Source organism: Kitasatospora sp. NPDC052868 (assembly GCF_044547105.1).
In the GTDB taxonomy this organism is placed as follows: domain Bacteria; phylum Actinomycetota; class Actinomycetes; order Streptomycetales; family Streptomycetaceae; genus Kitasatospora.
The window spans coordinates 30,366-56,569 of record NZ_JBITZW010000011.1 but is presented as its reverse complement, the minus strand read 5'-3'; the positions used below and the strand labels follow the sequence as shown (position 1 = coordinate 56,569).

General features: G+C 74.0%; 18 protein-coding genes. 13 read left to right on the top strand and 5 right to left on the bottom strand.

Annotated elements, in window-relative coordinates; genetic code table 11:
- The first annotated feature begins 128 nt into the window (after nucleotides 1-128).
- The gene (gene pepN, locus ACIGZJ_RS20090; RefSeq protein ID WP_396458470.1) at nucleotides 129-2,720 is read left to right on the top strand and encodes an aminopeptidase N; all 2,592 of its coding nucleotides are present in this window, start codon (nucleotides 129-131) and stop codon (nucleotides 2,718-2,720) included.
- A gap of 142 nt (nucleotides 2,721-2,862) precedes the next feature.
- Here the strand turns inward: pepN and ACIGZJ_RS20085 are convergent, their stop codons facing one another.
- The gene (locus ACIGZJ_RS20085) at nucleotides 2,863-3,096 is read right to left on the bottom strand and encodes a hypothetical protein (protein WP_396458469.1); all 234 of its coding nucleotides are present in this window, start codon (nucleotides 3,094-3,096) and stop codon (nucleotides 2,863-2,865) included.
- Nucleotides 3,097-3,117: 21 nt separating this feature from the next.
- Nucleotides 3,118-5,271 carry a 4-alpha-glucanotransferase gene (gene malQ, locus ACIGZJ_RS20080; RefSeq protein WP_396458643.1) on the bottom strand — a complete coding sequence of 718 codons (2,154 nt, stop codon included), beginning with the start codon at nucleotides 5,269-5,271 and terminating at the stop codon, nucleotides 3,118-3,120.
- A 368-nt stretch (nucleotides 5,272-5,639) separates the two neighbouring features.
- Between malQ and ACIGZJ_RS20075 the strand changes: the two genes are divergently transcribed.
- Nucleotides 5,640-9,599, top strand: a complete 3,960-nt coding sequence (locus tag ACIGZJ_RS20075; RefSeq protein ID WP_396458468.1) for a beta-N-acetylglucosaminidase domain-containing protein — start codon at nucleotides 5,640-5,642, stop codon at nucleotides 9,597-9,599.
- A gap of 127 nt (nucleotides 9,600-9,726) precedes the next feature.
- Here the strand turns inward: ACIGZJ_RS20075 and ACIGZJ_RS20070 are convergent, their stop codons facing one another.
- Complete coding sequence (locus tag ACIGZJ_RS20070; protein WP_392935765.1) at nucleotides 9,727-10,371, bottom strand: HNH endonuclease; 645 nt, start codon at nucleotides 10,369-10,371, stop codon at nucleotides 9,727-9,729.
- Between the two features lie 477 nt (nucleotides 10,372-10,848).
- On the opposite strand from ACIGZJ_RS20070, the gene ACIGZJ_RS20065 reads away from it, so the two are divergent.
- From ACIGZJ_RS20065 to ACIGZJ_RS20035, 7 genes are all read left to right on the top strand, one after another.
- Nucleotides 10,849-12,054: a mechanosensitive ion channel family protein gene (locus ACIGZJ_RS20065; protein ID WP_396458467.1), complete on the top strand. Its 1,206-nt coding sequence runs from the start codon at nucleotides 10,849-10,851 to the stop codon at nucleotides 12,052-12,054.
- A gap of 298 nt (nucleotides 12,055-12,352) precedes the next feature.
- Nucleotides 12,353-13,543 (top strand): ROK family protein, encoded by a 1,191-nt coding sequence (locus tag ACIGZJ_RS20060; protein ID WP_396458466.1) that lies wholly within the window; start codon nucleotides 12,353-12,355, stop codon nucleotides 13,541-13,543.
- A 148-nt stretch (nucleotides 13,544-13,691) separates the two neighbouring features.
- Nucleotides 13,692-15,056: an ABC transporter substrate-binding protein gene (locus tag ACIGZJ_RS20055; RefSeq protein WP_396458465.1), complete on the top strand. Its 1,365-nt coding sequence runs from the start codon at nucleotides 13,692-13,694 to the stop codon at nucleotides 15,054-15,056.
- A 17-nt stretch (nucleotides 15,057-15,073) separates the two neighbouring features.
- On the top strand, nucleotides 15,074-16,072 hold the full coding sequence (locus tag ACIGZJ_RS20050) for a carbohydrate ABC transporter permease (RefSeq protein ID WP_396458464.1): 999 nt from the start codon (nucleotides 15,074-15,076) through the stop codon (nucleotides 16,070-16,072).
- Between the two features lie 21 nt (nucleotides 16,073-16,093).
- Nucleotides 16,094-17,014 (top strand): carbohydrate ABC transporter permease, encoded by a 921-nt coding sequence (locus ACIGZJ_RS20045; RefSeq protein ID WP_396458463.1) that lies wholly within the window; start codon nucleotides 16,094-16,096, stop codon nucleotides 17,012-17,014.
- 8 nt (nucleotides 17,015-17,022) lie between these two features.
- Nucleotides 17,023-18,303 (top strand): 6-phospho-beta-glucosidase, encoded by a 1,281-nt coding sequence (locus ACIGZJ_RS20040; protein WP_396458642.1) that lies wholly within the window; start codon nucleotides 17,023-17,025, stop codon nucleotides 18,301-18,303.
- A 119-nt stretch (nucleotides 18,304-18,422) separates the two neighbouring features.
- Nucleotides 18,423-19,442, top strand: a complete 1,020-nt coding sequence (locus ACIGZJ_RS20035; RefSeq protein ID WP_396458462.1) for an N-acetylglucosamine kinase — start codon at nucleotides 18,423-18,425, stop codon at nucleotides 19,440-19,442.
- A 119-nt stretch (nucleotides 19,443-19,561) separates the two neighbouring features.
- Here the strand turns inward: ACIGZJ_RS20035 and ACIGZJ_RS20030 are convergent, their stop codons facing one another.
- Complete coding sequence (locus ACIGZJ_RS20030; protein ID WP_396458461.1) at nucleotides 19,562-20,152, bottom strand: hypothetical protein; 591 nt, start codon at nucleotides 20,150-20,152, stop codon at nucleotides 19,562-19,564.
- 276 nt (nucleotides 20,153-20,428) lie between these two features.
- Between ACIGZJ_RS20030 and ACIGZJ_RS20025 the strand changes: the two genes are divergently transcribed.
- The 4 genes from ACIGZJ_RS20025 (at nucleotide 20,429) to ACIGZJ_RS20010 (ending at nucleotide 23,647) form a co-directional block, all read left to right on the top strand.
- On the top strand, nucleotides 20,429-20,863 hold the full coding sequence (locus ACIGZJ_RS20025) for an SgcJ/EcaC family oxidoreductase (RefSeq protein WP_396458460.1): 435 nt from the start codon (nucleotides 20,429-20,431) through the stop codon (nucleotides 20,861-20,863).
- A gap of 62 nt (nucleotides 20,864-20,925) precedes the next feature.
- On the top strand, nucleotides 20,926-21,855 hold the full coding sequence (locus ACIGZJ_RS20020; RefSeq protein WP_396458459.1) for a GNAT family N-acetyltransferase: 930 nt from the start codon (nucleotides 20,926-20,928) through the stop codon (nucleotides 21,853-21,855).
- A gap of 119 nt (nucleotides 21,856-21,974) precedes the next feature.
- The gene (locus ACIGZJ_RS20015) at nucleotides 21,975-22,673 is read left to right on the top strand and encodes a hypothetical protein (protein WP_396458458.1); all 699 of its coding nucleotides are present in this window, start codon (nucleotides 21,975-21,977) and stop codon (nucleotides 22,671-22,673) included.
- A 107-nt stretch (nucleotides 22,674-22,780) separates the two neighbouring features.
- Nucleotides 22,781-23,647, top strand: coding sequence for a methyltransferase domain-containing protein (locus ACIGZJ_RS20010; protein WP_396458457.1), 867 nt, complete (start codon nucleotides 22,781-22,783; stop codon nucleotides 23,645-23,647).
- A 28-nt stretch (nucleotides 23,648-23,675) separates the two neighbouring features.
- Here the strand turns inward: ACIGZJ_RS20010 and ACIGZJ_RS20005 are convergent, their stop codons facing one another.
- Nucleotides 23,676-26,204: a protein kinase gene (locus ACIGZJ_RS20005; RefSeq protein WP_396458456.1), complete on the bottom strand. Its 2,529-nt coding sequence runs from the start codon at nucleotides 26,202-26,204 to the stop codon at nucleotides 23,676-23,678.

The following is a 26,204-nucleotide window of genomic DNA, read 5'->3' as shown; positions in this document are numbered from 1 at the left end:
GGGGGGGGGGGGGGGGGGGGGCGGCCCCCCCCCCCCCCGCCCCCCCCCCCCCGCCGCGATTATTCGCCGGGCCCGTTCGTTGGGCATGGGAGGATGCGGAACATCAGCCCGACGAAGGAGTCCTGCGAGTGCCCGGCACCAACCTGACCCGTGAGGAGGCCCGGACCCGGGCCGAGCTCCTGCACGTGGACGCGTACGACATCGAGCTCGACCTGAGCACCGCCCGTGAGGGCGGCACCTTCCGGTCCACCACCGTGGTCCGGTTCACCGCGCGCACCCCCGGTGCGGCCAGCTTCATCGACCTCGTCGCGCCGAGCGTCGAGGAGATCACGCTCAACGGCGAGCGGCTCGACAACGCGAACTTCGCCGACAGCCGGATCGCGCTGCCGGGCCTGCGGGCCGAGAACGAGCTGCGGGTCGTCGCCAACTGCGCGTACACCAACACCGGCGAGGGCCTGCACCGGTTCGTCGACCCGGTCGACGGCGAGACCTACCTGTACAGCCAGTTCGAGGTGCCGGACGCCCGCCGGGTCTTCGCCTCCTTCGAACAGCCCGACCTCAAGGCCGCGTTCGCCTTCACGGTGACGGCCCCCACCGGCTGGGTCGTGGTCTCCAACTCCCCCACCCCGACCCCGGTCGGCGAAGGGGACACCCAGGTCTGGACGTTCGAGCCGACCGGCCGGATCTCCACCTACATCACCGCACTGGTCGCCGGCCCGTACGTGGGCGTCTTCGACGCCTACGAGAACGGCTCGCAGAAGGTGCCGCTGGGCGTCTACTGCCGCCCCTCGCTGCGCGAGTTCCTGGACGCCGACGCGATCTTCGCCGTCACCAAGCAGGGTTTCGACTACTTCCAGGAGAAGTTCGACTACCCGTACCCGTTCGCCAAGTACGACCAGCTCTTCGTCCCGGAGTTCAACGCCGGCGCGATGGAGAACGCGGGCGCCGTCACCCTGCGCGACCAGTACGTGTTCCGGTCAAAGGTGACCGACGCCGCGTACGAGTCGCGGGCCGCGACGATCCTGCACGAGCTGGCCCACATGTGGTTCGGCGACCTGGTCACCATGGAGTGGTGGAACGACCTCTGGCTGAACGAGTCCTTCGCGACCTTCGCCGAGGCCGTCTGCCAGGCCGAGGCCCCGGGTTCGAAGTGGCCGCACTCCTGGACCACCTTCGCCAACCAGATGAAGACCTGGGCGTACCGGCAGGACCAGCTGCCGTCCACCCACCCGATCATGGCCGAGATCAACGACCTCGAAGACGTCATGGTCAACTTCGACGGCATCACCTACGCCAAGGGCGCCTCGGTGCTCAAGCAGCTGGTGGCGTACGTCGGCCAGGACGCCTTCTTCAAGGGCGTGCAGGCCTACTTCAAGCGCCACGCCTGGGGCAACACCCGGCTCGCCGACCTGCTCGGCGCGCTGGAGGAGACCAGCGGACGCGACCTCAAGTCCTGGTCCAAGGCGTGGCTGGAGACGGCCGGGATCAACATCCTGCGCCCGGCGCTCACCCTGAACGGCGACGGCGACATCGAGTCCTTCGCCGTCCTCCAGGAGGCCCCCGCGCTGCCCGCCGGCGCCAAGGGCGAGGCCGTCCTGCGCCCGCACCGGATCGCCATCGGCGTGTACGAGCTGGCCGACGGCGCACTGGTGCGCACCGACCGGATCGAGCTGGACGTCGACGGCCCGCGCACCGAGGTCCCGCAGCTGGTCGGCCGGCACCGCCCGGCCGTCATCCTGCTCAACGACGACGACCTGTCCTACGCCAAGGTCCGCCTGGACGAGGACTCGCTGGCCGTCGTCACCGAGCACCTCGGCGGCTTCACCGACTCGCTGCCGCGCGCCCTGTGCTGGGCCTCCGCCTGGGACATGACCCGCGACGGCGAGCTGGCCGCCCGCGACTACCTGGCGCTGGCCCTCTCCGGCCTCGGCCGGGAGTCCGACATCGGCGTGGTGCAGTCCGTGCAGCGCCAGGTCAAGCTGGCGCTGGACGCCTACGCCGACCCGGCCTGGCGCGAGCAGGGCCTCGCCCGCTGGGCCGAGGCCGCCGAGCAGGAGCTGCGCGCCGCGCAGCCCGGCAGCGACCACCAGCTGGCCTGGGCCCGTGCGCTGGCGTCCGTCGCCCGCACCGACGGGCAGCTCGGCCTGCTCGCCGGACTGCTGGACGGCACGGCCAAGCTGGAGGGCCTGGCCGTGGACACCGAGCTGCGCTGGACGCTGCTCGCCCGCCTCGCCGCCACCGGCCGCGCGGACGACCGGGAGATCGAGGCCGAACTGGCCCGGGACAACACGGCGGCCGGCCAGGAGCACGCGGCCACCTGCCGCGCCGCCCGGCCGAGCGCCGAGGCCAAGGCGAGCGCCTGGGCCTCCGTGGTGGAGTCGGACACGCTCACCAACTACGTCCAGGACGCGGTGATCGCCGGCTTCCAGCAGTCCGACCAGCGCGAGCTGCTGGCGCCGTACACCGCGAAGTACTTCGCGGCCGTCAAGGACGTCTGGGAGACCCGCAGCCACGAGATCTCGCAGCAGATCATCGTCGGCCTGTACCCGGCGCTCCAGGTCGAGCAGGCCACCCTGGACGCCACCGACGCCTGGCTGGCCTCGGCCGAGCCGGCTCCGGCACTGCGCCGGCAGGTCGTGGAGGCGCGGGCCGGCGTCGAGCGCGCCCTGAAGGCCCAGGCGGCCGACCGGGCGGCCGGCGCGCGGGCGCTGGGCCACTGACCCGACCGCTCCGGGCGGAGGTCCTCGGACCTCCGCCCGGAGCGGGGCCGGGGCCGTGCCGCCCCGGAGAACGCCCGAGGGGGCACCGGATGCGCTCCGGTGCCCCCTCGGGGTCGTACGGGTCCTGGTGGAAGGCCCTCGGCTACTTCTTCTTGCCCTTGCCGTCGCCGTACGGCAGCGCGGCGAGAGCACCGATGATCACGAAGGCCGCGATCGGGAGCAGCACGTACAGGCCGAGGGTCTGGGCGACGGTCAGGCCGGTACCCGGGTCGTCGCCGTCGTCCCGGGTGAGGGCCATGGCGGGCGACGACAGCAGCATCATCAGCGTGACCGTTGCGCTGACCGCGCCGGCTCGCAAAGCGTTCCTCTTGTCCACGTCGTTCAACTTACCCGCCTCTTACGCGGCTCCGCGCGGCGGGGTCGGCCTTTCGGGCCTGCCTCCTTCGGGCTGCCCGGCGCCCTCGGGCTGTTCGGCGCCGGTGGGCCGTTCGCGCAGCACCTCGGCCAGCGACCGGGCCGCCGGTACCGCGGCCAATGCGTCCAGCGTCACCGGATGGCCCTCGGCGTCGGCCACCGGCAGGCGCCAGTTCGGGTACTGGTCCCACGTCCCCGGCAGGTTCTGCGGGCGCGGGTCCCCCACCAGATCCGGCAGCCAGACGCCGACCAGCCGGGCCGGGGTGGCCGCCAGGAACCGGTAGAGCGCCCGCGCCGACAGCGGCTCGTCCGGCGCCAGCAGGCCCAGCCGGGCCAGCTCCGCCCGCCAGTCGGCAAGCTCGGCCGCCGCCTGCGCCTGCTCCTCGCCCAGCGCGCGGGCCAGCAGGCCCAGCCGGTGGCGCAGCTCGACGTGCTCGCCGGACAGCCGGGCCGCGGTGCTCGGCAGGTCATGGGTGGTCAGGGTGGCCAGGCTGCCCGGCCGCCAGCGCTCCGGAGCCAGGATCTCGCCCTTGGCCTGCCAGTCCCGCTCGAACCAGAGCACCGAGGTGCCGAGGATGCCGCGCGCGGCCAGCTCCTCCCGTACGCCCGGCTCGACCGTGCCGAGGTCCTCGCCGATCACGGTGGTGCCCGCCCGGTGCGCCTCCAGGGCGAGCACCCCGAGCATCGCCTCGGCGTCGTAGCGGACGTACGCGCCCTCGGTCGGCGGGTGTCCGGCCGGCACCCACCAGAGCCGGAACAGGCCCATCACATGGTCGATCCGGACCGCCCCGGCGTGCCGGGCGGCGGAGCGCAGCAGCTCCGCGTACGGGGCGTAGCCGGCGGCGGCCAGCGCGTCCGGGCGCCAGGGCGGCAGGCCCCAGTCCTGGCCGTGCGCGTTGAAGGCGTCCGGCGGGGCGCCCACCGAGATGCCGGTGGCCAGCACGTCCTGCAGCGCCCAGGCGTCGGCGCCGTCCGGGTGGGCGCCGACGGCGAGGTCGTGGATCAGGCCGACGGCCATGCCGGCGCCGTCCGCCGCCTGCCGGGCGTGGGCGAGCTGGTCGTCGAGCTGCCAGGCCAGCCAGCGGTGCAGGCCGACCCGCTCCGCCAGCTCCTCGGCGGCGAGCGTGACGTGCGGGCTGTCGGGGTGGCGCAGGCCCTTGGGCCAGGCGTGCCAGTCGGCGCCGTGCACCTCGGCGAGCGCGTTCCAGAGCGCGTGGCGCTCCAGCCACCCGCCCTCGCGCTGCAGGAACGCCCGGTAGGCCGCCTCCCGGCCGGCCCCGCGCGGCACCTCGTACAGCAGCTCCAGCGCCTTGCGCTTGAGCGCCCAGACGGCGTCGCGGTCGATCAGGCCGTCGTGGCTCAGCACCTCGTCGCGCAGCCGGGCAGCGCGCCGGCCCAGCTCCTCGGCCTCGGCGCGCTGCTCGCCCGTCAGATAGCCGTACTCGGGCACCGCCTCGATCCGCAGGTGCACCGGGTCGGCGAAGCGGCGGGAGGACGGCCGGTACGGGGACGGGTCGGAGGGCGCCCCGGGCAGGCCGGCGTGCAGCGGGTTGATCTGGACGAAGCCCGCGCCGAGGCCGGCCCCGGCCCACTGGGCGAGCTCCGCGAGGTCGCCCAGGTCGCCCATCCCCCAGGAGCGCTCGGACAGGACGGAGTACAGCTGTGCCAGGAAGCCCCAGCTGCGGCCGGTCGGCTGCGGCAGCCGGTCGGGGGCGACGACCAGGTGGGCGTGCTGCTCCTGCCCGCCGGCCACCGCCTTCAGGGTGTGCCGCCCGAGCGGGAGGTCCGCCGGCAGCCAGTGCGAGTGCCCGCGCGGCAGCTCCCAGACCCCGCCGTCCTCCAGCTCGACGCTGAGCCGGGCGTCCGCCGGGACGTCCAGGGCGGTGCGCCGGCCCGCCCGCACGACCACGGTCGGCGGCAGCAACCGGGCCCGCTGCCCGGCCCGGTGACGCTCCAGCGCCTCCCGCACCGCCTCCGGTGTCCCCGCCTCGACCCCGAGCGCGGCCAGCACCGCCACCAGCGTCCGGGCCCCCACCGGCACCGGACCACTGCCCGGGTCGTAACTGCTCTCCACCCCGTACGCCTGTGCCAGCGCCACCAGCTCCGCCGGGGGCGGCGGCGCGTCCTGCGCCGGCACCTGTCGGCTGTCGGCTCCGTCACGATCGAGGTAAGCGGCCACTCGCGGCTCCTGCGGCTCTCGGCAACGCCCAACGGGACAGCCACAGTCCTACCCGCGTAACGCCCCGGTGACCCGGCGCGACACACGGTGCGACACCCGGTGCGGGGCCGGGGCGGCGGCCCGAGGCGGCGGGTCAGGGGTGCCGAAAGAGCTTCGTGGGCGGCCCAAGCAGTGATCAATTCGGACAAACCATCCATACCAGTCGGCGGCGTTGACACCGGCTGGGCCAACTGGTGGGCTTTGGCGCGATGTGGTCCCAGCCTGGCGAGGAGGCTCCTGTGCAAGCCCGAGTGTCCATCGCAGCCGGACGGCGGCTGAGGCAGCAGTTGGAACAGAGTCCGGCGCTGCGGGACGTGCTGCAGCACCCGGCGGCGCTGGCCGCGCGGCGGGCCACGGCGCGGACGTGCCGTCAGTTGGCTCCCAGGGCGGCGGACCGGCTGATCGCGGACCTGAAGGGGACGGAGCCGCTGCTCGCCTCGGTGCGGGCCGAGCGGGCCGGTGGCGGGCGGGCCGTGGCACCGAGCCGGCGGACGCTGCAGATCGCGGCGACGCTGTCGGCGGCGGCCGTGGTCGGCGGGCTGCTGGCGGTCGCGCCGGCGTCGGGCGCGTACGCGTACAGCCCGGGGCCGGACGTGGTGAGCAGTGCGCCGCAGACGCCGCTGGGCAGTGTGAGCAACCCCCAGGTGTTCCCGCGGCCGCAGGAGCAGAGCGTGGCGGGCAAGCCGGTGGCCGTGCCGGCCGCGGTGACGCTGGTGGCCGCGCCGAAGGCCGACCACGGTGCGGTGGACGCCGTCCGCGAGGTGCTGGGCATCGCCGGGGCGACCTCGGTGACGCCGCAGGAGGACGCCGGGGTACCGGCCGCCGGGTCGCTGGTGGTGTACGTCGGCGGGCCCGCCGAGGACGCCGGCGGCGAGGTGGACCGGGTGCTGCGGGAGCTGACCGCGGCGGCCGGGGGCAAGGAGGGCTCGGCGCCCTCGCCCGGCGGGCTGGCGGCCGGCGGGTACGTGCTGTCGGCTGGTCAGCTGCCCGCCCAGGGCGGCGGCACCTACGGCGCGGTGGTGCTGGCCGGAACCGACGCGGCCGGGACGTTCTACGCGGCGCAGAGCCTGCGTCAGCTGCTCGCCGCCGTGCCGGCCGGGCAGGGGCAGGCGCCGGGCGCGGCGGGCCTCGGCCTGCCGGGGATCACCCTGCGGGACTGGCCCTCCGGCGCGCCGGTGCGCGGCACCGCCGAGGCGTTCTACGGCACGCCGTGGAGCCAGCAGCAGCGCCTCGACCAGATCGACTTCCTCGGCCGCTCCAAGCAGAACTTCTACCTCTACGCCCCGGGTGACGACGCGTACCGGCTCTCCCGCTGGCGCGACGCCTACCCGCAGGAGCGCGCCGAGGACCTGCGCGCGCTGGCCGCCCGGGCCGCGCAGAACCACGTCACCCTCGGGTACGCGATCGACCCCGGGCAGTCGTTCTGCTACAGCTCCGGCAAGGACGCCGACGCGCTGGTGGCCAAGCTGGACGGGCTGCGCAAGCTCGGCTTCACCGCGTTCCAGCTGCAGTTCCTGGACGTCTCCTACGACGAGTGGCACTGCGGCGACGACCGGTCCCGGTACGGCACCGGTCCGGCCGCCGCCGCCAAGGCGCAGGCCGAGCTGATCGCCAAGGTGCAGGACCGGCTGATCGCGCGCAACAGCTGGCTGGCGCCGCTGTCCGTCGTGCCGACCGAGTACCACCAGCAGGGCGCCACGCCGTACCGCAAGGCGCTGGCCGCGGCGCTGCCGAGCGGGGTGCAGGTCGCCTGGAGCGGGGTCGGGGTGATCCCGGAGAAGATCACCGGCGCTCAGACCGCGGACACCGGCGCCCTCTACGGGCACCCGCTGGTCACCATGGACAACTACCCGGTCAACGACTCCAGCCCGGACCGGCTCTTCCTCGGCGCCTACACCGGGCGCGAAACCGAGGTGGCCACCAAGTCCGCCGTCATGCTCACCGGCGCGATGCAGCAGCCGGTGGCCTCCCGGATCGCGCTCGCCACCGCCGGCGACTTCGCCTGGAACCCGGGCGGCTACAAGCCGGAGGAGTCCTGGCAGGCCGCGCTGCGCTCGCTGGCCGGGCCGACCGGCGCCACCGCCACGCCCGTCGGCGAGGTGCTCGGCGCCGTCACCGCGCTGGCCGGCAACAGCTCCTCCTCGCCGCTGTCCAAGCAGGAGTCCGGCTACCTCGCCCCGCTGCTGGAGCGGTTCTGGGCCACCGCCGAGCCGAACGCCGGCACCGCCCCGGACGTCACCAGGCTGATAGAGGCGGCCGCCCCGCTGCGGGACGCCTTCACCGCGATGGCCGGCGCCCAGCGGACCCTGTCCGCCTCCCAGGCCACCGCCCAGCTGGCCGCCGAGTCCGGGCCCTGGCTGGCCCCGTTGCACGACTACGGCCTGGCCGGCCAGGCCGCGCTGGACATGCTGCTCGCCCAGCGCGGCGGCGACGGCGCGACCGCCTGGAAGGCCCGGGTCGAGCTGAACCGGCTGCGCGAGCAGCTCGGCGGGAGCCCGGCGACGATCGGCGCCGGAGTGCTCGGCCCGTTCCTGGAGCGCGCCATACGCGCGGCCGACAACTGGGCCGGCGTGGTCGGCGGCGGCATCACCCCGACCACCACCCTGGGCACCGCCCACGACCACCTGCCCGCACTGATGACCGACGGCGTCGCCGACACCTTCTACTGGAGCGCGGGGCCCGCGCAGCCCGGCGACTCGATCGGCCTGGACCTCGGCGGCGGCCGCCCGGTCGGCAGCGTCACCGTGCTGATGGGCTCGTGGGGCGGCGGCCCGGACGGCCCGAGCGCGGTGGACGACTACATCCGCGACGGGGTGCTGGAGTACTCGACCGGCGAGGGCGGCTGGAAGCAGCTCGCCCAGGTGAAGAACCAGAAGAGCGTCACCGCGCAGCTGCCCGCCGGAGTGGTCGTGCGGGCGGTGCGGCTGCGCGCCACCGCCGCCCAGAAGACCGCGGTCGCGGTGCGCGAGTTCAGCATCACCGCGCCGGACGAGGCCCCGGCCAGCGTCACCGGCGGACCGGCCGCCCTGCCCGGCTCTGCCGCCGACGCCGTGCTGGACGGCAACCCGGACACCGCCTACCGGGCGGCCACCGCGCCGACCGCCACGGACGAGCCGCTCACCGTCGAACTGGGCGCGGCCCGTCCGCTGGACCGCCTCACCGTGCTCACCGACCCGGGCGTGCGGGCCAGCGCCACCGTCTCGGTGCGCCACCCGGACGGCAGCTGGAGCGAGATCGGCACCATCCAGCCGGGCTACAACGAGCTGGCGGCCGGCGGTCAGGTCGCCGACGCGTTCCGGCTGGCCTGGAAGCCGGGCGGCGACCCGCCGGTGGTCAACCAGGTGATCCCCTGGTACGCCGACGTCCCCGCGGCCCGGCTCAGCCTCTCCGACGCCGCACTGGACGTGGTGACCGGCGCGGCCGCCCCCGCGCAGACCCGCGCGATCGTCGAGGCGGGCCGCCCGGAGGGCGCCGCAGGCGAGCTGCGCACCGAGGTGCCGGTCGTGGCCAAGGGCCTGACCGTCGCCCCGGCGGCCGGGGTGAGCGTGCCGCGCGGCGGCCGGGTGGGCGTCCCGCTGCTGGTCACGGCCACCCCGGAGACGCCCTCCGGGACGTACCAGGTGCCGGTGCTGTTCGTGGCCGGCCTCACCACCGTGCGCCAGGTGCTCCAGGTGCACGTGGTGCCGCCGACCGGCGGAGCGGACCTGGCGCCCACCGCGCAGGCCACCTCCTCGGGCGACGAGACGTCGTCCTTCCCCGCCTCCGCGGTGGCCGACGGCGATCCGAAGACCCGCTGGTCCTCGCCGGCCAAGGACGACGCCTGGGTGCAGCTGGAGCTGCCGAAGGCCACCCACCTGGGCTCGGCGGTACTGCACTGGCAGGCCGCGTACGCCTCCGCGTACAGGATCCAGTCCTCGGCGGACGGCGTCAGCTGGACGACGGTGGCCACCGTGGACGACGGCAAGGGCGGCAACGAGACGGTCCGCTTCGACGCGCCGGACGCGAAGTTCCTGCGGGTCCAGGGCGTGGCCCGGGCCACCAAGTACGGCTACTCGCTGTGGGGCGTCGAGCTGTTCGCCGTCACCCCGGCGGCCACCGCGCCGCCGGTCACCACCCCGCCCGTGACCACTCCGCCGGTGGTACCGCCGGTCACGGCACCGACCGGCCAGCCGACCCCGCCGCCGGCCGCCACCGCGCCGCCGGTCGCGCCCACGACGGCGCCCGGCGCACCGCCGGCCAAGCCGTAGCCGAGCCGTAGGCGGTCAGGCCGTAGGGCGGTCAGACGGCGGGCCGCCGCGCTCCCCGGTTGCGGGGTGCGCGGCGGCCCATGAGGCGTACCGGAAGCTGTGACGGGCAGGCCCTTGTCGAGCGGGGTCAGGCGGAGAGCGGTTCGGGCTGCTCACCGCGGCGGATCGGGGCGGAGTGGGCGGAGTGCGCCCGGCCGAGCGGCACGGTGTGCGCGGCCTCGGTATGGTCGTGGTGTTCGTACCCGCCCCACTGCGAGGCGTGCAGCTGGTCACCGCCGCCGTACGGCTCCAGGTAGGGGCGCCAGCGCGGGTCCTTGATCCCGGTGCCGATGATGCGCCAGGCCAGGCCGCTGGGCGGGGCCGGCTGCCGCTTCATCCGCCAGCCGAGTTCGGTGAGGTGGCGGTCGGCCTTGGTGTGGTTGCAGCGGCGGCAGGCTGCCACCACGTTGTCCCACCGGTGCTGGCCTCCCCGGCTGCGCGGGATGACGTGGTCGACGCTGGTGGCGGCGGCCCCGCAGTAGACGCAGCGGCCGTGGTCGCGGGCGAACAGCGCCCGGCGGGTGAGCGGGACGGGCCCGCAGAACGGGACCCGGACGAAGCGGGTCAGACGGACGACGGACGGCGCCGGAAGGGCGCTGGTGGCGCTGTGCAGAGTGACTCCCGAATCCTCCAGGCTGACCGCCTTGTGGTTGAGGACCAGGATGAGTGCGCGGCGCATCGATACGACGCCGAGTGGCTCGTAGGACGCGTTGAGGACCAGGACATGCGGCACGGATGCCTCCTTGGACGCCTGCGGCGCGTGGCTCGCGCCGGGACGAGCGGTTGGATCACGCAACGGGTGTGTGATCTCCCCCAGTGTCGCCTTACGCCTTTGTACGGCGCCACCACTCCCGTGTAACGGACCCGACATGAACCGCCGGATGCGGTTGCTGTCATACCCGATATGCCCAGGCGAAGGAGGGGTTGCACCCGGGTGCCCTGCCGGGGGGCCGCCGCCCGCCCGGGGGACGGCTCGGCCGGTCGGAGCAGCACGCGGGAAGGTGGTCCGGGCGGTGTTCCGGGGGGCGCTCAGGGGAGCGGAGCAGGGGCGGGCCGGGGCGTTGACGGGGCGTCCGGGAGAGGCCCGCGCGCCCTTCGGCGTGTCCGGCGGGTGGTCCGGCGCCGGTTAGGGTAGTGCGGACGGTCCGCAGGCCACGGCATGCCTCCGCGGCGGCGGGCCCGCCACGCTCCCTGCAGGAAGGTCCCGCACGTGTCCTGGTCCGGTGCCGCCGGTCTCCTCGCCGACGCGTCCACGACGCCGAGCCCGTCCCCGAGCCCCACGGCCCCGGCGCTGCCGCAGCTCGACCTCAGAATCCCCACCAGCGCGCAGGAGGTGGGCGAGACCACCCGGCAGGCGGCGGGCTGGTTCGACTCGCACTGGCAGGACTGGCTGGCCGGCGGTGTCCGGATCGTCTTCATCATCGTGCTGGCGCTGGTGCTGCGGGCCGTGGTCCGCAAGCTGATCACCCAGCTGATAGGGCGGATGACCAAGCCCGCCGAGGGCGACGACGAGCCCGGCCGGCTGGGTGGTCTGCTGGCCAACACCGGCGTGGTCAACCCGGAGCGCCGGCAGCAGCGCTCGGAGGCGATCGGCTCGGTGCTGCGCAGCGTGGCCTCCTTCAGCATCCTGGGGACGGCCGCGCTGATGGTGCTGGCCGCGCTCGGGGTGAACCTGGCGCCGCTGCTGGCGAGCGCCGGTGTGGCCGGTGTGGCGATCGGTTTCGGCGCGCGCAACCTGGTCACGGACTTCCTGTCCGGGGTCTTCATGATCATGGAGGACCAGTACGGCGTCGGCGACGAGATCGACACCGGGGTGGCCACCGGCACGGTGCTGGAGGTCGGCCTGCGGGTGACCAAGCTGCGCGGCGCGGGCGGTGAGATCTGGTACATCCGCAACGGCGAGGTGAAGCGGATCGCCAACATGAGCCAGGGCTGGTCGACGGCCTCGGTGGACGTCCAGGTCGGGTACAAGGAGGACCTGCTCCAGGTCGAGGCGCTGATCCGGGAGACGGCGGAGACGCTGGCCAAGGAGGCGCCGTTCGACGAGCTGGTCTGGGCGCCGGTGACGGTCCTGGGCGTGGAGTCGGTGGCGGTCGACTCGGTGGTGCTGCGGGTCGAGGCCCGGACCGCCCCGGGCAAGTCGCTGTCGGTGGCCCGGGCGCTGCGGCAGCGGCTGAAGACGGCCTTCGACCTGGCCGGGATCAAGGTCAAGGAGGAGGTCCCGACGGCGGCCGCGGCGGCCGCGGCAGCGGGTGGGGCGACCTCCGCGATGGTGCTGGCCACCGCCTCGGTGCCGGCGCCGACCGATGCGGCGCCGCCGTCCGCGCTGGCCGACCCGGCCTCGCCGCGCTACCTGGCCACGGCGCCGATACCGGGACCGGTGAAGGCGGGCGACGACGGCGGCAAGACGCCCTGACGGCGGGCCCGGCACCCTGCCGGGCCTTCCCGGGACCCGGCGGACCCCGCGGGAACACCCGCCGGAATTGCCGTCCGAATTCCCGCCCGAAACGGACGAAAGCCTCGCTCCTCCCCATCGGGGGGCGGGGCTTCGTGCTGCCCGGTAACGCTTCGGCATCCACCGCGGGAGGGGCCATTGACACCCTCCTGACGGGGACCGTACGGTCCTGTCTCAAGCGACTGGAAAGTTTCCTAACAGTTCGCCCGAACCCCACCCGGGGGCTACCGGGACCAGCTGGAAGAGGAGGATTCCGCGCGTGACCAAGACCACCGCCAAGGCCCCCCTCGCCGGCACCCCCAGCCTGCTGCGCGCCATCAACGACCGAGCCGCCCTCGAACTGCTGCTGGAGAACGGCCCGCTCTCCCGCACCCAGATCGGCACCCTGACCGGCCTGTCCAAGCCCACCGCCTCCCAGTTGCTGGCCCGCCTGGAGGCCGCCGGACTGGTTCTGCCGGTCGGCACCACCGCGGGCGGCCCGGGCCCGAACGCGCAGCTGTACCAGGTGAATCCCGCGGCCGGCCACGTCGCCGGACTGGACGTCACCACCAGCCAGGTGCGGGTCGCGGTGGCCGACATCACCGGCGTCACCCTCGCCGAGCACGTCGTGCCGACCAGGGGCTGGCCGGCCGCCGGCACCGTCCCCGGGGTGGCCGCGGCGGTGGCCGAGACCGTCCGCGCCGCCGGACTCGCCGAGGACGCCCTGCACAACGTGGTGATCGGGGTCGGCGGCGCGCCCGACCCCGTCACCGGCAAGCTGCGCTACGCCTCCCACCTGCCGGGCTGGCACGGGCCGCGGCTGGTGCAGGAGCTCTCCGAGGCGGTCGGCGCCCCGGTGTCGATCGAGAACGACGTGAACCTCGCCGCCGTCGCCGAGCAGGCCTCCGGCGCGGCCCTCGGGTTCGAGGACTTCGTCCTGCTCTGGGCCGGCGAGGGCACCGGCGCCGCGATCGTGATCGCCGGCCGGCTGCACCGCGGCTTCACCGGCGGCGCCGGGGAGGTCGGCTACATGCCGGTGCCCGGCTCACCGGTCGTGCGGGACGTACGGCGCCGCAACTCCGGCGGCTTCCAGGAACTGGTCGGCGCACCCGCCGTCAAGGCGCTGGCCCGCCGGCACGGGCTCGCCGCCGCCACCGCCGAGGAGTCGCTCGCCCTGGCCCTGGAGACCCCGGGTGCCGGCGACGAGTTCCTCGCCGACCTGGCCGGCCGGCTCGCCGTCGGACTGGCCGTGATCGTCGCCGTCGTCGACCCCCAGCTGGTGGTGGTCTCCGGCGGTGTGCCGAGTGCGGGCGGCGAACGGCTGCGCGCGCTCGTCGAGGAGGAGCTGGCCAAGATCTCGATCGCCCGGCCGGAAGTCCGCAGCAGTGCCCTGCCCGGTTCGCCCGTCCTCACCGGCGCACTGCAACGCGCGCTGGCGGCCGCCCGCGAGGCGGTCTTCTCCACCCACTGACGTCCGCCACCCACAGACGCTCCCACCTGCACCGGACATCACCCGCACCGCCGCACCATCTCCTGCACCTGACACCTCTCCCACAGCCCCCCGAACGCGGGACCCGAGGCAATGACGCCTGCCCGCGCACCCCCAGGAGGACCTCGAAGTGCACTCCACCACCTCCCGCACCTCCCGCAGAGGCCGCCGTACCATCGCCGCCGTCACCGGCAGCGCCGTCCTCGCCCTGCTCGCCACCGCCTGCACCGGCAGCAACGACGCCGGCGGCAACGACGACTCGGCCTCCGGCAAGGACGTCACCATCACCTTCTGGCACGGCTGGAGCCAGGACTCCGAGGTGAAGGCGATCGACGCCAACATCGCCGCCTTCGAGAAGGCCCACCCGAACATCCACGTCAAGGCCGTCGGCAACATCGCCGACGACAAGGTCAACCAGGCGCTGCGGGCCGGCGGCGACAGCGCCCCGGACGTGGTCTCCTCCTTCACCACCAACAACGTCGGCATGTTCTGCTCGACCAAGGCCTTCGCGGACCTCAAGCCCTTCCTGGAGAAGGACAAGATCGACGCCGCCAAGACCTTCCCCGCCGCGATGCTCAACTACGCGCAGTACCAGGGCAACCAGTGCTCCCTGCCGCTGCTCGGCGACGCCTTCGGCCTCTACTACAACAAGAAGGCCTTCGCCCTCGCCGGCATCGCCGAGCCGCCGAAGACCTTCAGCGAGTTCGCCGACGCCGCCGCCAAGCTGACCATCGCCGAGGGCGACGGCTACAAGCAGCTGGGCTTCATGCCGCTGTACCACGGCTACGAGTCCACCACCGAGCACTTCCTCGGCCAGTACGGCCCGAGCTACTTCGACGGCTCCGGCAAGTCGAACCTCACCTCCGACCCCAAGATCGCCTCGATGCTGAACTGGCAGAAGGGCCTGGTCGACAAGCTCGGCGGCTACGACAAGCTGGACAAGTACCGCGCCACCTTCGGCGAGGAGTTCAGCGCCAAGAACCCGTTCCACACCGGCCAGGTCGCGATGGCCATCGACGGTGAGTGGCGCACCGCCTCGCTCGCCGAGAACAAGCCCGACTTCGAGTGGGCCACCGCGCCGTTCCCGGTGCCGGACGACCAGGCCGGCACCTACGGCCGCGGCTACCAGACCGGCACCATCGTCGGCATCGCCAGCAGCAGCAAGAAGCAGAGCGCCGCCTGGGAGCTGGTCAAGTACCTGACCACCGACACCGACGCGGTGGTCAGCTTCGCCAACGCGATCCACAACGTGCCGAGCACCTTCGACGCACTCAACTCGCCGAAGCTGATCAGCGACACGAACTTCAAGACCTTCCTGGACATCGCCAAGAACACGAACTCCGGCACCACCCCGGCGAGCGTCAACGGCGGCGCGTACCTCGTCTCGCTGCAGAACCTCGGCTACGCGTACGAGTCCGGTCAGCAGAAGGATCTCCAGGCCGGCCTCGCGGCCACCGCCAAGGAGATCGACGCCGCGATCGCCCAGGCGAAGTAAGCGCAGACGGAGCTCCCATGGCACTCGCGTTCGGCACCCGCAAGGGCACCGGACCGACCGACCCGGCGGCGCCCTCCACGCAGCACCTGCTGCGCCGGAAGCGCCGCCGGGAGGCGGCCCGCACCCTCGCCTTCCTCTCCCCCTGGCTGATCGGGTTCAGCGTCTTCTTCCTGTACCCGCTGATCTCCACGATCTACTTCTCGTTCATGAAGTACAACGGGCTGTCGGCCCCCACCTTCAAGGGCCTGCAGAACTGGGACTACGTCTTCAACGACTACCCGTCCTTCTGGCAGGGGCTGCGCAACACCCTCTGGCTGGTCGTCATCATGGTGTCGCTGCGGGTCGTCTTCGGCCTCGGCATCGGCATGCTGATCACCAAGGTCAAGACCGGTGCCGGCTTCTTCCGCACCGCGTTCTACCTGCCCTACCTGGCCCCGCCGGTGGCCGCCACCGTCTCCTTCGCCTTCCTGCTCAACCCCGGCACCGGCCCGGTGAACCACTACCTCGGCGAGCTCGGCCTGCCGACCCCCGGCTGGTTCGCCGACCCGTCCTGGTCCAAGCCCGCGCTCACCATGCTCGCCATGTGGGGCATCGGCGACCTGATGGTCATCTTCATGGCCTCCCTGCTGGACGTGCCCAGGGAGCAGTACGAGGCCGCCGAGCTCGACGGCGCCGGCCCGTTCCAGCGCTTCCGGTACGTCACCCTGCCGAACATCTCGCCGATCATCATGTTCGCGGTGGTCACCGGCGTCATCCAGACCATGCAGTACTACACCCAGGCGATCGTCGCCGGGAAGGTCGCCGGCGGCAACGCGGGCAACTCCGGGCAGCAGTTCGAGCCCGGCTACCCGCAGGGGTCCACCTGGACCCTGCCGCAGATGGTCTACAACCTCGGCTTCCAGCACTTCAACTACGGCGCCGCCTGCGTCGTCGCCCTGGTGCTGTTCGCCATCTCGATGGCCGTCACCTCGATCCTGCTGCGCCGAAAGTCCGGCTTCATGGCGAACGACGACTAGCGGACCAGTGAGGACACGATCATGACTCTCGGCACCACACTCGCCAAGGCCCCCTCGGGCACCCCCGGCGCCTCCCGGTCCGGCGGCACCCGCAGTGCCGCCCACCGGACCGCCCGGCGGCGCGCCGCGCTCAACTGGGTGGCCGTCCACTCGCTGGCCATCGCCGCCACCCTGTTCTTCCTACTGCCGTTCGTCTTCGCCTTCCTCACCTCGGTGATGACGGACAACCAGGCGCTCACCACCGACTACTGGCCGGCCTCCTGGGAGTGGGGCAACTACTCCAAGGTCTGGAACACCCCCGGCTTCCTCACCTGGTGGCGCAACACCCTGCTGTACGCCGGCGCCGGCACCGTCCTGACCGTCGTCTCCAGCCTCCCGGTGGCGTACGCGCTCGCCAAGTTCCGCTTCAGGGGCCGCAACCTGGCCCTGATGGCCGTCATCTCGATGATGATGCTGCCGCCGCAGGTCACCATCATCCCGATGTACCTGTTCTGGTCGAAGCAGATGCACCTCACCGGCTCGCTCTGGCCGCTGATCATCCCGATGGCCTTCGGCGACGCCTTCTCGATCTTCCTGCTGCGCCAGTTCCTGATGACCATCCCCAAGGACTACATCGAGGCGGCCCGGATCGACGGCTGCGGCGAGCTGCGCACCCTGCTCAGGATCGTCCTGCCGATGGCCAAGCCGGCCATCGCCGCCGTCGCCCTGTTCCAGTTCTTCTACGCCTGGAACGACTTCTTCGGCCCGCAGATCTACGCCAGCGAGAACCCCGGGGCCTGGACCCTCTCCTACGGCCTGGAGTCCTTCAAGGGCGCCCACCACACCAACTGGAACCTCACCATGGCCGCCACCCTGCTGGTGATGGCGCCGGTGATCGTCCTCTTCTTCTTCGCACAGAAGGCCTTCATCGAAGGCGTGACACTGACAGGGGTCAAGGGCTGATGTCCGCACTGAAGTTGGCAATCGTCGGCGGCGGGTCGACGTACACCCCCGAGCTGATCGACGGCTTCGCCCGGCTGCGCGACACCCTGCCGATCGGCGAACTGGTGCTCGTCGACCCGGCCGCCGACCGGCTGGAGCTGATCGGCGGGCTGGCCCGGCGGATCTTCGCCCGGCAGGGCCACGGGGCCGTCGTCACCACCACCACCGACGTCGAGGCGGGCGTCCAGGGCGCCGACGCCGTCCTGCTCCAGCTGCGGGTCGGCGGGCAGGCGGCCCGCAACCAGGACGAGACCTGGCCTCTGGAGTGCGGCTGCGTCGGCCAGGAGACCACCGGCGCGGGCGGTCTGGCCAAGGCGCTGCGGACCGTCCCGGTGGTGCTGGACATCGCCGAGAAGGTCCGCCGCGCCAACCCCGACGCCTGGATCGTCGACTTCACCAACCCCGTCGGCATCGTGACCCGCGCCCTGCAGAGCGCCGGCCACAAGGCCGTCGGCCTGTGCAACGTCGCCATCGGCTTCCAGCGGCGCTTCGCCAAGCACCTCGGCGTGGCCCCGGAGCTGGTCCGCCTGGACCACGTCGGGCTCAACCACCTGACCTGGGAGCGCGGCGTCACCCTGCTCGACGCGCCGGGCTCGGCCACCGGGCGCGAGGTGCTGCCGGAGCTGCTGGCCGGCTTCGGCAAGGAGATCGCCCAGGACCTGCTGCTGCCGCAGCCGGTGATCGAGCGCCTCGGCGTCGTGCCCTCCTACTACCTGCGCTACTTCTACCAGCACGACCAGGTGGTGGAGGAGCTCAAGACCAAGGGCTCCCGGGCGGCCGAGGTCGCCGCGATCGAGCGGCAGCTGCTGGAGATGTACGCCGACCCGACCCTGGACACCAAGCCGGAGCTGCTCGCCAAGCGCGGCGGCGCGTTCTACTCCGAGGCCGCCGTCCAGCTGATCGCCTCGCTGCTGGGCACCGACGGCGGGACGTCCGTGCAGGTCGTGAACACCCGCAACGACGGGGTGCTGCCGTTCCTGCCGGACGACGCCGTCATCGAGGTCCCGGCCGAGGTGGACGCCGCCGGGGTGCGCCCGCTGCCACAGCGGCCGGTCGAACCGCTGTACGCCGGCCTGATCGCCGCCGTCACCGCGTACGAGCACCTCGCCCTCGACGCCGCGCTGCACGGCGGGCGCGACCGCGTCTTCGACGCCCTGCTCTCCCACCCGCTGGTCGGCCAGATCGAACGCGCCGACCAGCTGACGGACCGGCTGCTCGCCCACAACCGCGAGCACCTCGCCTGGGCGTGACCCGCCCGCCGCGTCCGGCCCGCGCCCTCGTCCCGGGGAGCCGCGGGCCGGGCCGCGAGGAGACCGACCACCCCCGGCCGGGGACAACGGCCGGGCCACGTACGAGCCGCGGGGACCAGATGACCCACCAGCCCGAACCACTCCTGCCCGGCGTTCTCGCCATCGACGCCGGAAACTCCAAGACCGACGTCGCCCTGATCGGCGCCGACGGCACCGTCCTCGGCTCCGCCCGCGGCGGCGGCTTCGCCCCGCAGAAGGTCGGCGGTGCGGCAGCGGTAGCCGGCCTCACCCCCCTCGTCGAGGAGGCCGCCGCCGCGGCCGGACTGTCCTTCCGCAGTGGCATCCTGACCACCCACGTCAGCGCCTGCCTCGCCAACGCCGACCTCCCGGTGGAGGAGGAGGCCCTGCGCAGCGCGCTGGAGTCGCACCCCTGGGGCGCCACCAACACCGTCGCCAACGACACCTTCGGCCTGCTGCGGGCCGGCACCGACGGCCCGCGCGGCATCGCCGTCGTCTGCGGCGCCGGCATCAACTGCGTCGGCCTGCTCCCCGACGGCCGCACCGCCCGGTTCCCCGCCCTCGGCGAGCTCACCGGCGACTGGGGCGGCGGCAGCGGGCTGGCCATGAACAGCATGTGGCACGCCGTCCGGGCCGAGGACGGCCGCGGCGGCCCGACCGGGCTGGCCCGGGCCATCGCCGAGCACTTCGGCCTCCCCAGCACCGGCGCGGTCGCCGAGGCCATCCACCTCGGGCACCTGCCGTACGGGCGGCTGCACGAGATCGTCCGGGTGCTGTTCGCGGTCGCCGCGGCGGGCGACCCGGTCGCACTGGAGCTGATCGACCGGCAGGCCGACGAGATCACCCGGCTCGCCGTCGTCGCCCTCGGACGGCTGGAGCTGCTGGAGGAGTCGACGCCGGTCGTGCTCGGCGGCGGCGTGCTCGCCTCGCGGGAGCCGCTGCTGCTCGACAACGTGACGGCCCGGCTGGCCGAGGCCGCGCCGCTGGCCGAGCCGCGGGTGGTCGTCGCGCCGCCGGTGCTGGGCGCCGCGCTGCTCGGCCTCGACCACCTCGGCGCGGGCGAGGCCGCCCAGACCCGGGTGCGGGAGGCGTACGACCCGGCGCGACGGCTCGCGGCGTGACCGCTGCGCGGTCCGCGCACCCGCGCTGAGCTGCGCCGCCCCTTGATGCTCCGCCCCCGACCGGCCCGCACGCCCGTCGGGGGCGGCCGTCCGCCGGTCCGCCCGGGCCCCGCCGGCCGTCAGGCGGCCCTCGCGAGCCCGGTCGGCAGAGCCCCGGCGGCACCGCGGCGACGGCGGTGGTAGTGCACGGTCAGCACGCCCAGCAGCGGCCCCCAGGCCGCCAGCGGCAGGTAGGCGGCCCAGAACACCGCCGTCTGCCAGCCGTGCGTGACCGCGCCGTCCACCTCCCCGGTCAGCGTGCGCCCGAAGGCGGACATCACCATCGCGTACGGGAAGACCATCAGCGCCGCCGCCCCGAGCCCGGCCGGGACGACGGCCGCGAGCGTCGGCACCCGGCGGCCCGCCAGGCCCGGGATCCAGCGCGGCCAGACCTCGCCCCACTCGGCGACCAGCCCGACCGCGAGGAACGCCAGCGCCTCGCTGACCACGCTCAGCGCGATGATGTACCACCACCCCGCCGAGAAGGCCGAGGAGGGATGGGCCTCCGAAGGGTGCTCCAGCAGCGGCACGTTGAAGATCATGGCGGCGATCCGCCAGACACAGGACGGCAGCGTCGTCAGCGTGGCGGCGTAGGCGGCGAGCACCGCCCAGCGCGGCACCCCCGCCGCGATCCGACCGTGCGGACTCCTCGACTTCGTACGGGCGTTCATGCGTCCTCCCCGACAGCGGGCCCGGTCTTCGGGCCGGTGCGACTGCTTCCGCTCCCAAGGTCGCAGCGCCGCCACCACCCCCGCGTCCTCCGGCGGACCGGACCGGCTCACCCGCGCGGGGGAGGTCGGGAGGAGGCCCTGCGCCGCACGGAGGACGGGCCCGGATCCCGTGCCGCCGCCCGGGGTTGACCTCAACCGGACTTCAGGTTGTGGGATGGGGTCATCGGCGAGCACCGCCGACTCCGGAGGGGATCCGGTACCGAGAGGGGAACGGCCATGGTGAAGCACGCACAGCCGGCGGGGGCGGTCTCGACCCGGACGCAGGCCGAGGTGACCGGTGTCGTCAAGGGACTGGAGCAGGCGTTCAACGACAAGGACCCGGTGGCGCTGGCCGGTTGGTTCGCCGAGCGGACGTCCTGGACCAACGCCAGGGGCACCCGGCTGGACAGCCGGGCGGCGATCGCCGAGTTCAGCGCCCCGGCGATGAAGGGCTTCCTGCACGACTCCTACGCGCGGTACGAGGTGGTCAAGCTGCTGGAGGTCGCGCCCGAGGTGATCGCCGCCAACGTCGCGCAGACGCCCACCGACGCCGACGGCAACCCCGTCGAGGGCCCGCGCGGCGCCGCACTGTACGTGATCGCCCGGCAGGAGGAGGGCTGGCGGATCGTGGCCGGCCAGAACAACGCCGTGGAGGCCCCGGCCGCCGGGTGACCTTCCCCTGCGGGGGGACGGGGAGGGTCGACAGACCGGTGGGGATGGCGCAGAGTCGCTCCATGGCCCACCTCTTGCTCCCGCCCCTGCCGGACCGGTACCGGAGCCGGGCGGCGACCGCCGCCGACGCCGCCGGGATCCACCACCTGGTCGCCGCCTGCGAGCGCGAGCTGCTCGGGCACGCCGAGAGCGGGGCCGACGGCGTCGCCGCCGACCTCGCCCTGCCCGGCCTCGACCCCGCCCTCGACACGCTGCTCGTGCAGGACGGGTCGGGCCTGCTGGCCGGCCGCGCCTGGGTGCACAACGGGCGGCGCAGCAAGGTCGACGTCCACCCCGACCACCGGGGGCGGGGGTTGGGCGGGCGGCTGCTCGACTGGGTCGAGGCGCGGGCCCGCGAGGCCGGCGGCGGGCGGCTCTCCCAGGCGGTGCCGGACGCCGACCAGGCCGCCGCCCGGCTGCTGCGCTCCCGCGGCTACGCGCCGTTCGTCACCGAGTGGCAGCTGGAGTTCGCCATGCCCGTCGAACCGGCGGTGCCGGACCCGCCGGCCGGCATCACGGTGCGGCCGTTCCGGGCCGGCGACGAGCAGGCCGCGTACCTGCTCACCGAGGACGCGTTCGACGAGTGGCAGCCGCGGCGGAAGGCCTACCCGGAGTGGGCGCTGCACACCGTCGGGCGCGACACCTTCGTCCCGGCGCTGTCGCCGGTGGCGTTCGCCGGCGGCGAGATGGTCGGCGCGGTACTGGCGCTGGACGTTCCGGGCAGCGGCGAGGGGTACGTCGAGCGGGTCGCCGTGCGGCGCGACCACCGCAACCGGGGGATCGCCCGGGTGCTGCTGCGGGAGTCGTTCCGCGCCTTCCACCTGCGGGGGCGGCGGACGTGCACCCTGTGGACGCACTCGGAGACCGGCGCGCTGTCGCTCTACGAGCGGGTCGGGATGACCGTCCGGCGCAGTTCCTCGGTGTACGGGAAGCCCCTCACCTCCGAGGGTTGAATGTGACGCCACGTCAGATCTGCTTTCTGGTCGGCGAATTCCCCGAACCTCTGGTCTGCCGGCGCTCCCGACGGGGCAGAATCCCTCGAAGTCGAGGGGAAGAGGGGGAAGGGGCGGGGATGGGGATCTTCAACCGCAGGCGCCGGTCGGCCGTGCCGCAGGACGCGGTACCGGCCACACCGCAGGACGCGCCGCCGCGTGGCACCATGCGGCCCGTCGGGCCGCAGGACCCGCCGCTGCCGGGGGGCGGCGGCTCCTGGATCTACGAGGTCGCCGGGGAGTACTCCTCCGAGACCTGGGCGCCGCCCGAGTCGATCCGGCGCTGGTGGCAGGTGGACCGGGACGGCAACGTGATCGGCGAGGCCGTCGAGAACGAGCTGTTCGGCCCGCCGAAGGACGACCTCGCCCGCGCGACCGACCCGAACGGGCCGATGAGCTGGCTGCCGGACCCGGAGGCGACGGTGCGCGGCTGGCTCTCGGTCGCGCTCGGGCGGATCGCCGACGGCGTGGAGGTGCACTGGCTGAAGGTCACCGACACCCCGGTCTGCCTCGCGGGCGAGGACGCCGGGGACTTCGCCCCGCCCGACTTCGAGCAGGCCCCGCCCTCCCGGATCGGCGTCGCGGTGCCGGTCGGCCTCGGCGTCCAGCTGGCCGGGCACGCCCCGACGGTGCTCTGGGGCCTGCTGCTCTGGGTGACGGTGTCCGACGGCTCGCAGGAGGACGCCGTGCAGAACGTCTGGCTGCGCCACGAGGTCGACGCGGACCGCGCGGACGAGAACCTGCGCATCGTCCTCCAGGCCCCCGAGATCCGCTTCTGAGCCCGCCCCCGGGGCCGGGCGGGCCCCGGCGCCTGGTGGCGTCCCATCAGATGACCCGCGTCGCGTGGCGCGCCGAGCCGTACCGGCGGTGGCGCTAGCTTGTGCGCATGGTCACTGAGGAGCTCGATCTCACCGGGCTGCGGCGGGTCTACGGCCGGCCGGGAAGCCGACTGTTCTACACGATGGTGGCCAGGAACGCCCGGCACTGGGGGTGGACGGAGCCCGGGCAGTCCAAGTGGCGCTGCTGGCGGGCCCAACGGCGGCTGGAGGACGTGCTGGGGCGCAAACTCGCCCTGCCGGCGGGCTCGCGGGTCCTGGACGCCGGCTCCGGGGCGGGGGTGGTGGCGCGGGCGATGGCCTCCCGGTTCGGGCTGGCGGTCACCGGGGTCGACGTCCTGGACTTCCATGTGCGCGAGGCCCGCAAGCTCAGCGCGCGGGCGGCGCTGGAGGGGCGGACGGCCTTCTCCTGGGGCGACTACCACCGGCTGGAGTTCCCCGACGCGTCCTTCGACGGCGCGTACTCGATGGAGACCCTGGTCCACTCCTACGCCCCGGAGCGGGCCCTGGCCGAGTTCCACCGGGTGCTGCGCCCGGGCGGGCGGCTGGTGCTGCTCGGCCCGATGAGCACCGTCCCGCTGGAGGAGATGCGGCCCGGCGACCGGGCCGTGCTCGAACGCTACCTGGACGACATGGTGTTCCCCGGCGCCAAGCGCTACCACGCCGGCAACCTGGCACGGCTCCTCACCGAGGCCGGGTTCCAGGTCGAGGAGGCCCTCGACGCCAGCGCGAACTACGCCCCCACCGCGGAGGCGCTGTACGCGTACTTCCGTGTCCCCTACGCCCTGCTGCGCTCCTGGGGGCCCGCCGAGAAGTGGCTCAACATGCGCTCGGTGGTGGAGATGTACGGGGTCCGCCAGTACATCGCCTGGTACGTCCACACCGCCGTCAAGCCGGCCGCCGAGCCGACCGTCTGACAGTCGTCGCGCCTGTTCTGGGCACGGCCTAGGCACCGGCCGGTTTGCCGGTGGCACTGAGGGCCACCACCCCCTTGTCCCCCGGGCCGTAGACGTGTCCGCCGCCGGCCCAGAACGGCGCCGGTCCCATCAGGTCGCCGCTGACGGCGAACTGGTACGTCCACCGGGGCGCCCCGGTGGCCTGGTCCAGGGCCCACACCTTGGCCCGGACCCAGACGTAGACGTTGCCGTCCGCGCAGAGCACCACGATGTCCCCGACCGTCGTCACGGGCAGCGAACCGGCCCAGCGCACGGCCCCGGTCGCGGCGTCCAGGGCCATCACGACGACGCGGCTCTGGGAGTCCGGCCCCGCGGCGTAGACGGTGGACTCGTCCGGGCTCGCCGTCGCGGTCTGGAGGGCCACGTCGCCGGGCGAGGCCCAGGACTCCTTGCCGCTCGCCGGCTCCAGCGTGTGCAGGCGGTCGGAGACGTAGAGGAACCGGCCGCCCGCCGAGCTGTGCGGGCCGTCGTTCCAGCGGACGAGGTAGGTGAGGCTCCCGACCGTGGCACCGGCGCCGGGACCGGGCTGCTGCCAGATGCTCTTCCCGTCCGCGGTGACGTCCAGGGCCTCGATCTTCGCCGCACCGCCGCCGCCCAGTGCGCTGGAGGTCACCCACAGCAGGTGCTTGCCGGAGGACGGCACCATGAGCCGGGCGGAGGACGCCCCCGAGTGCTTGGTCATCGTCTCCCAGCGGATCTTGCGGGTCGCCGGGTCCACGGCCCAGACGAAGTTGGCCTGGGAGTAGTCGACCGGCGCCGCCGGGTCGGCCGAGGACCGCCAGCCGCCCGACAGGTTGCCGCTGACGTAGAGGACGCCGTCCAGCATGCCGGGCAGCGAGGCGCTCACGACCAGCTTCGCCGGGCCCGACGCACCGACGCTCCAGGCCACCGAGCCGCTGGTCAGGTCGATGGCCCTGACCACGGCGGACAGGGCGATCGGGGTGCCGTGGTCGACGGCGTACAGCACGCCGCCGCCGACGGTCACGCCGGTGCCTCCGCCACCCACCGTCGACGGGGCCAGGGCGTTGCTGAGCGGGCCCCAGCGCGGTCGGCCGGTCCGGTCGAAGGCCCAGAGGCTCTTCATGCCGACGGCGACCACCGTCTCGCCCTCCGCCACCACCTGGACGAGCGGGTCGGGGACGGGCCCCGTCCAGAGCGGGGTCGCCTCGACCGTGGTGTCCAGCGGGCGGGAGGTGTCGGTGGGGGCCGGCGCGGGCGTGCCACCGGCCGCCTGGTTGGGGTTCTTCGGGGTGCCGTCCGGCAGGCCGAGGACGACGGCGGTGCCGCCTCCGGCCAGGGCGACCGCCCCGCCGGCCAGGCCGATCAGCAGTCTGCGGCGGCTGGGCCGCTCGGGCGGGGGCTGCGGCTGCACCCGGCCGAGCGGGATGGTCTGCTGGGCCGTCTGCGGGGTCATGGGCGGGGTCTGCGGGGGCTTCGGGAGCTCCACCGTGCGCGCGGTCTGCGGGGTCTGCGGGGGTTGTTGGGGCTTCGGAAGCTCGACCGTGCGCGCGGTCTGCGGAGTCTGCGGCGCCTGCGGGTCCCGCAGGGGGTTCGGGAACTCCAGGGTCTGCGCGACCAGCGGGATCCGCGGGCGCTGGGGGTACAGCTCCTCGGTGACCGCCGTCGGCGACACCGGCACGGGTGCCATGACGGCGGACACCCCCTCGATCACCGCCACCAGCACCGGCGGCAGCCAGGGGCCGTGCCACACGGGCGCCGCCTGCTGCACGACGAAGTCGACGACCTGCTGCGGGGTCGGCCGGTCGCCCGGCGCCTTCGCCAGGCACGCCGCCACCAGGACCCGCAGCCCGTCCGGCACCGCCGCGAGGTCCGGCTCCCCGGCGACCACCCGTTGCAGGATCTCCAGCGGCAGGCCCGAGCCGAACGGCCCCTCCCCGGAGGCGGCGAACGCCAGGGTGGAGCCCAGCGAGAACACGTCGCTCGCCGGCGTGACCTCCTGCCCCAGCGCCTGCTCCGGCGACATGTAGGCGGGCGTCCCGAAGAGCGAGCCCGGGGCGGTCAGCACGGTGCCGTCGGCGGCCCGCGCGATCCCGAAGTCGATGACGTGCGGCCCGTCCAGGGCCAGCAGCACGTTGCTGGGCTTCAGGTCGCGGTGCGTCAGACGCGCCGCGTGGATGTTCTTCAACTCCTCGCCGATGCCGACCGCCAGGGCGCGCAACGGCGCATCGGGTACCGGCCCGGCGAGCTTCACCGCCTCGTCCAGCGGGACGCCCGGCACGAAGGCGGTCGCCATCCACGGGACCGGGGCGTCCGGATCGGCGTCGATCACCGGCGCGGTGAAGGCCGAGGAGGCCGCCCGGGCCGCCGCCACCTCGGCCCGGAACCGGGCGCGGAACCTCGGGTCGTCGGCCAGCTCGGCCCGGACCAGCTTGACGGCGACCGTGCGCCCGCCGGCCGACCGCCCGAGGTAGACCGTCCCCATGCCGCCGGCGCCCAGCTTGCCCAGCAGGGTGTACCCGCCGATCCGGGGCGGGTCCGTGGGGTCCAACTGCCGCAT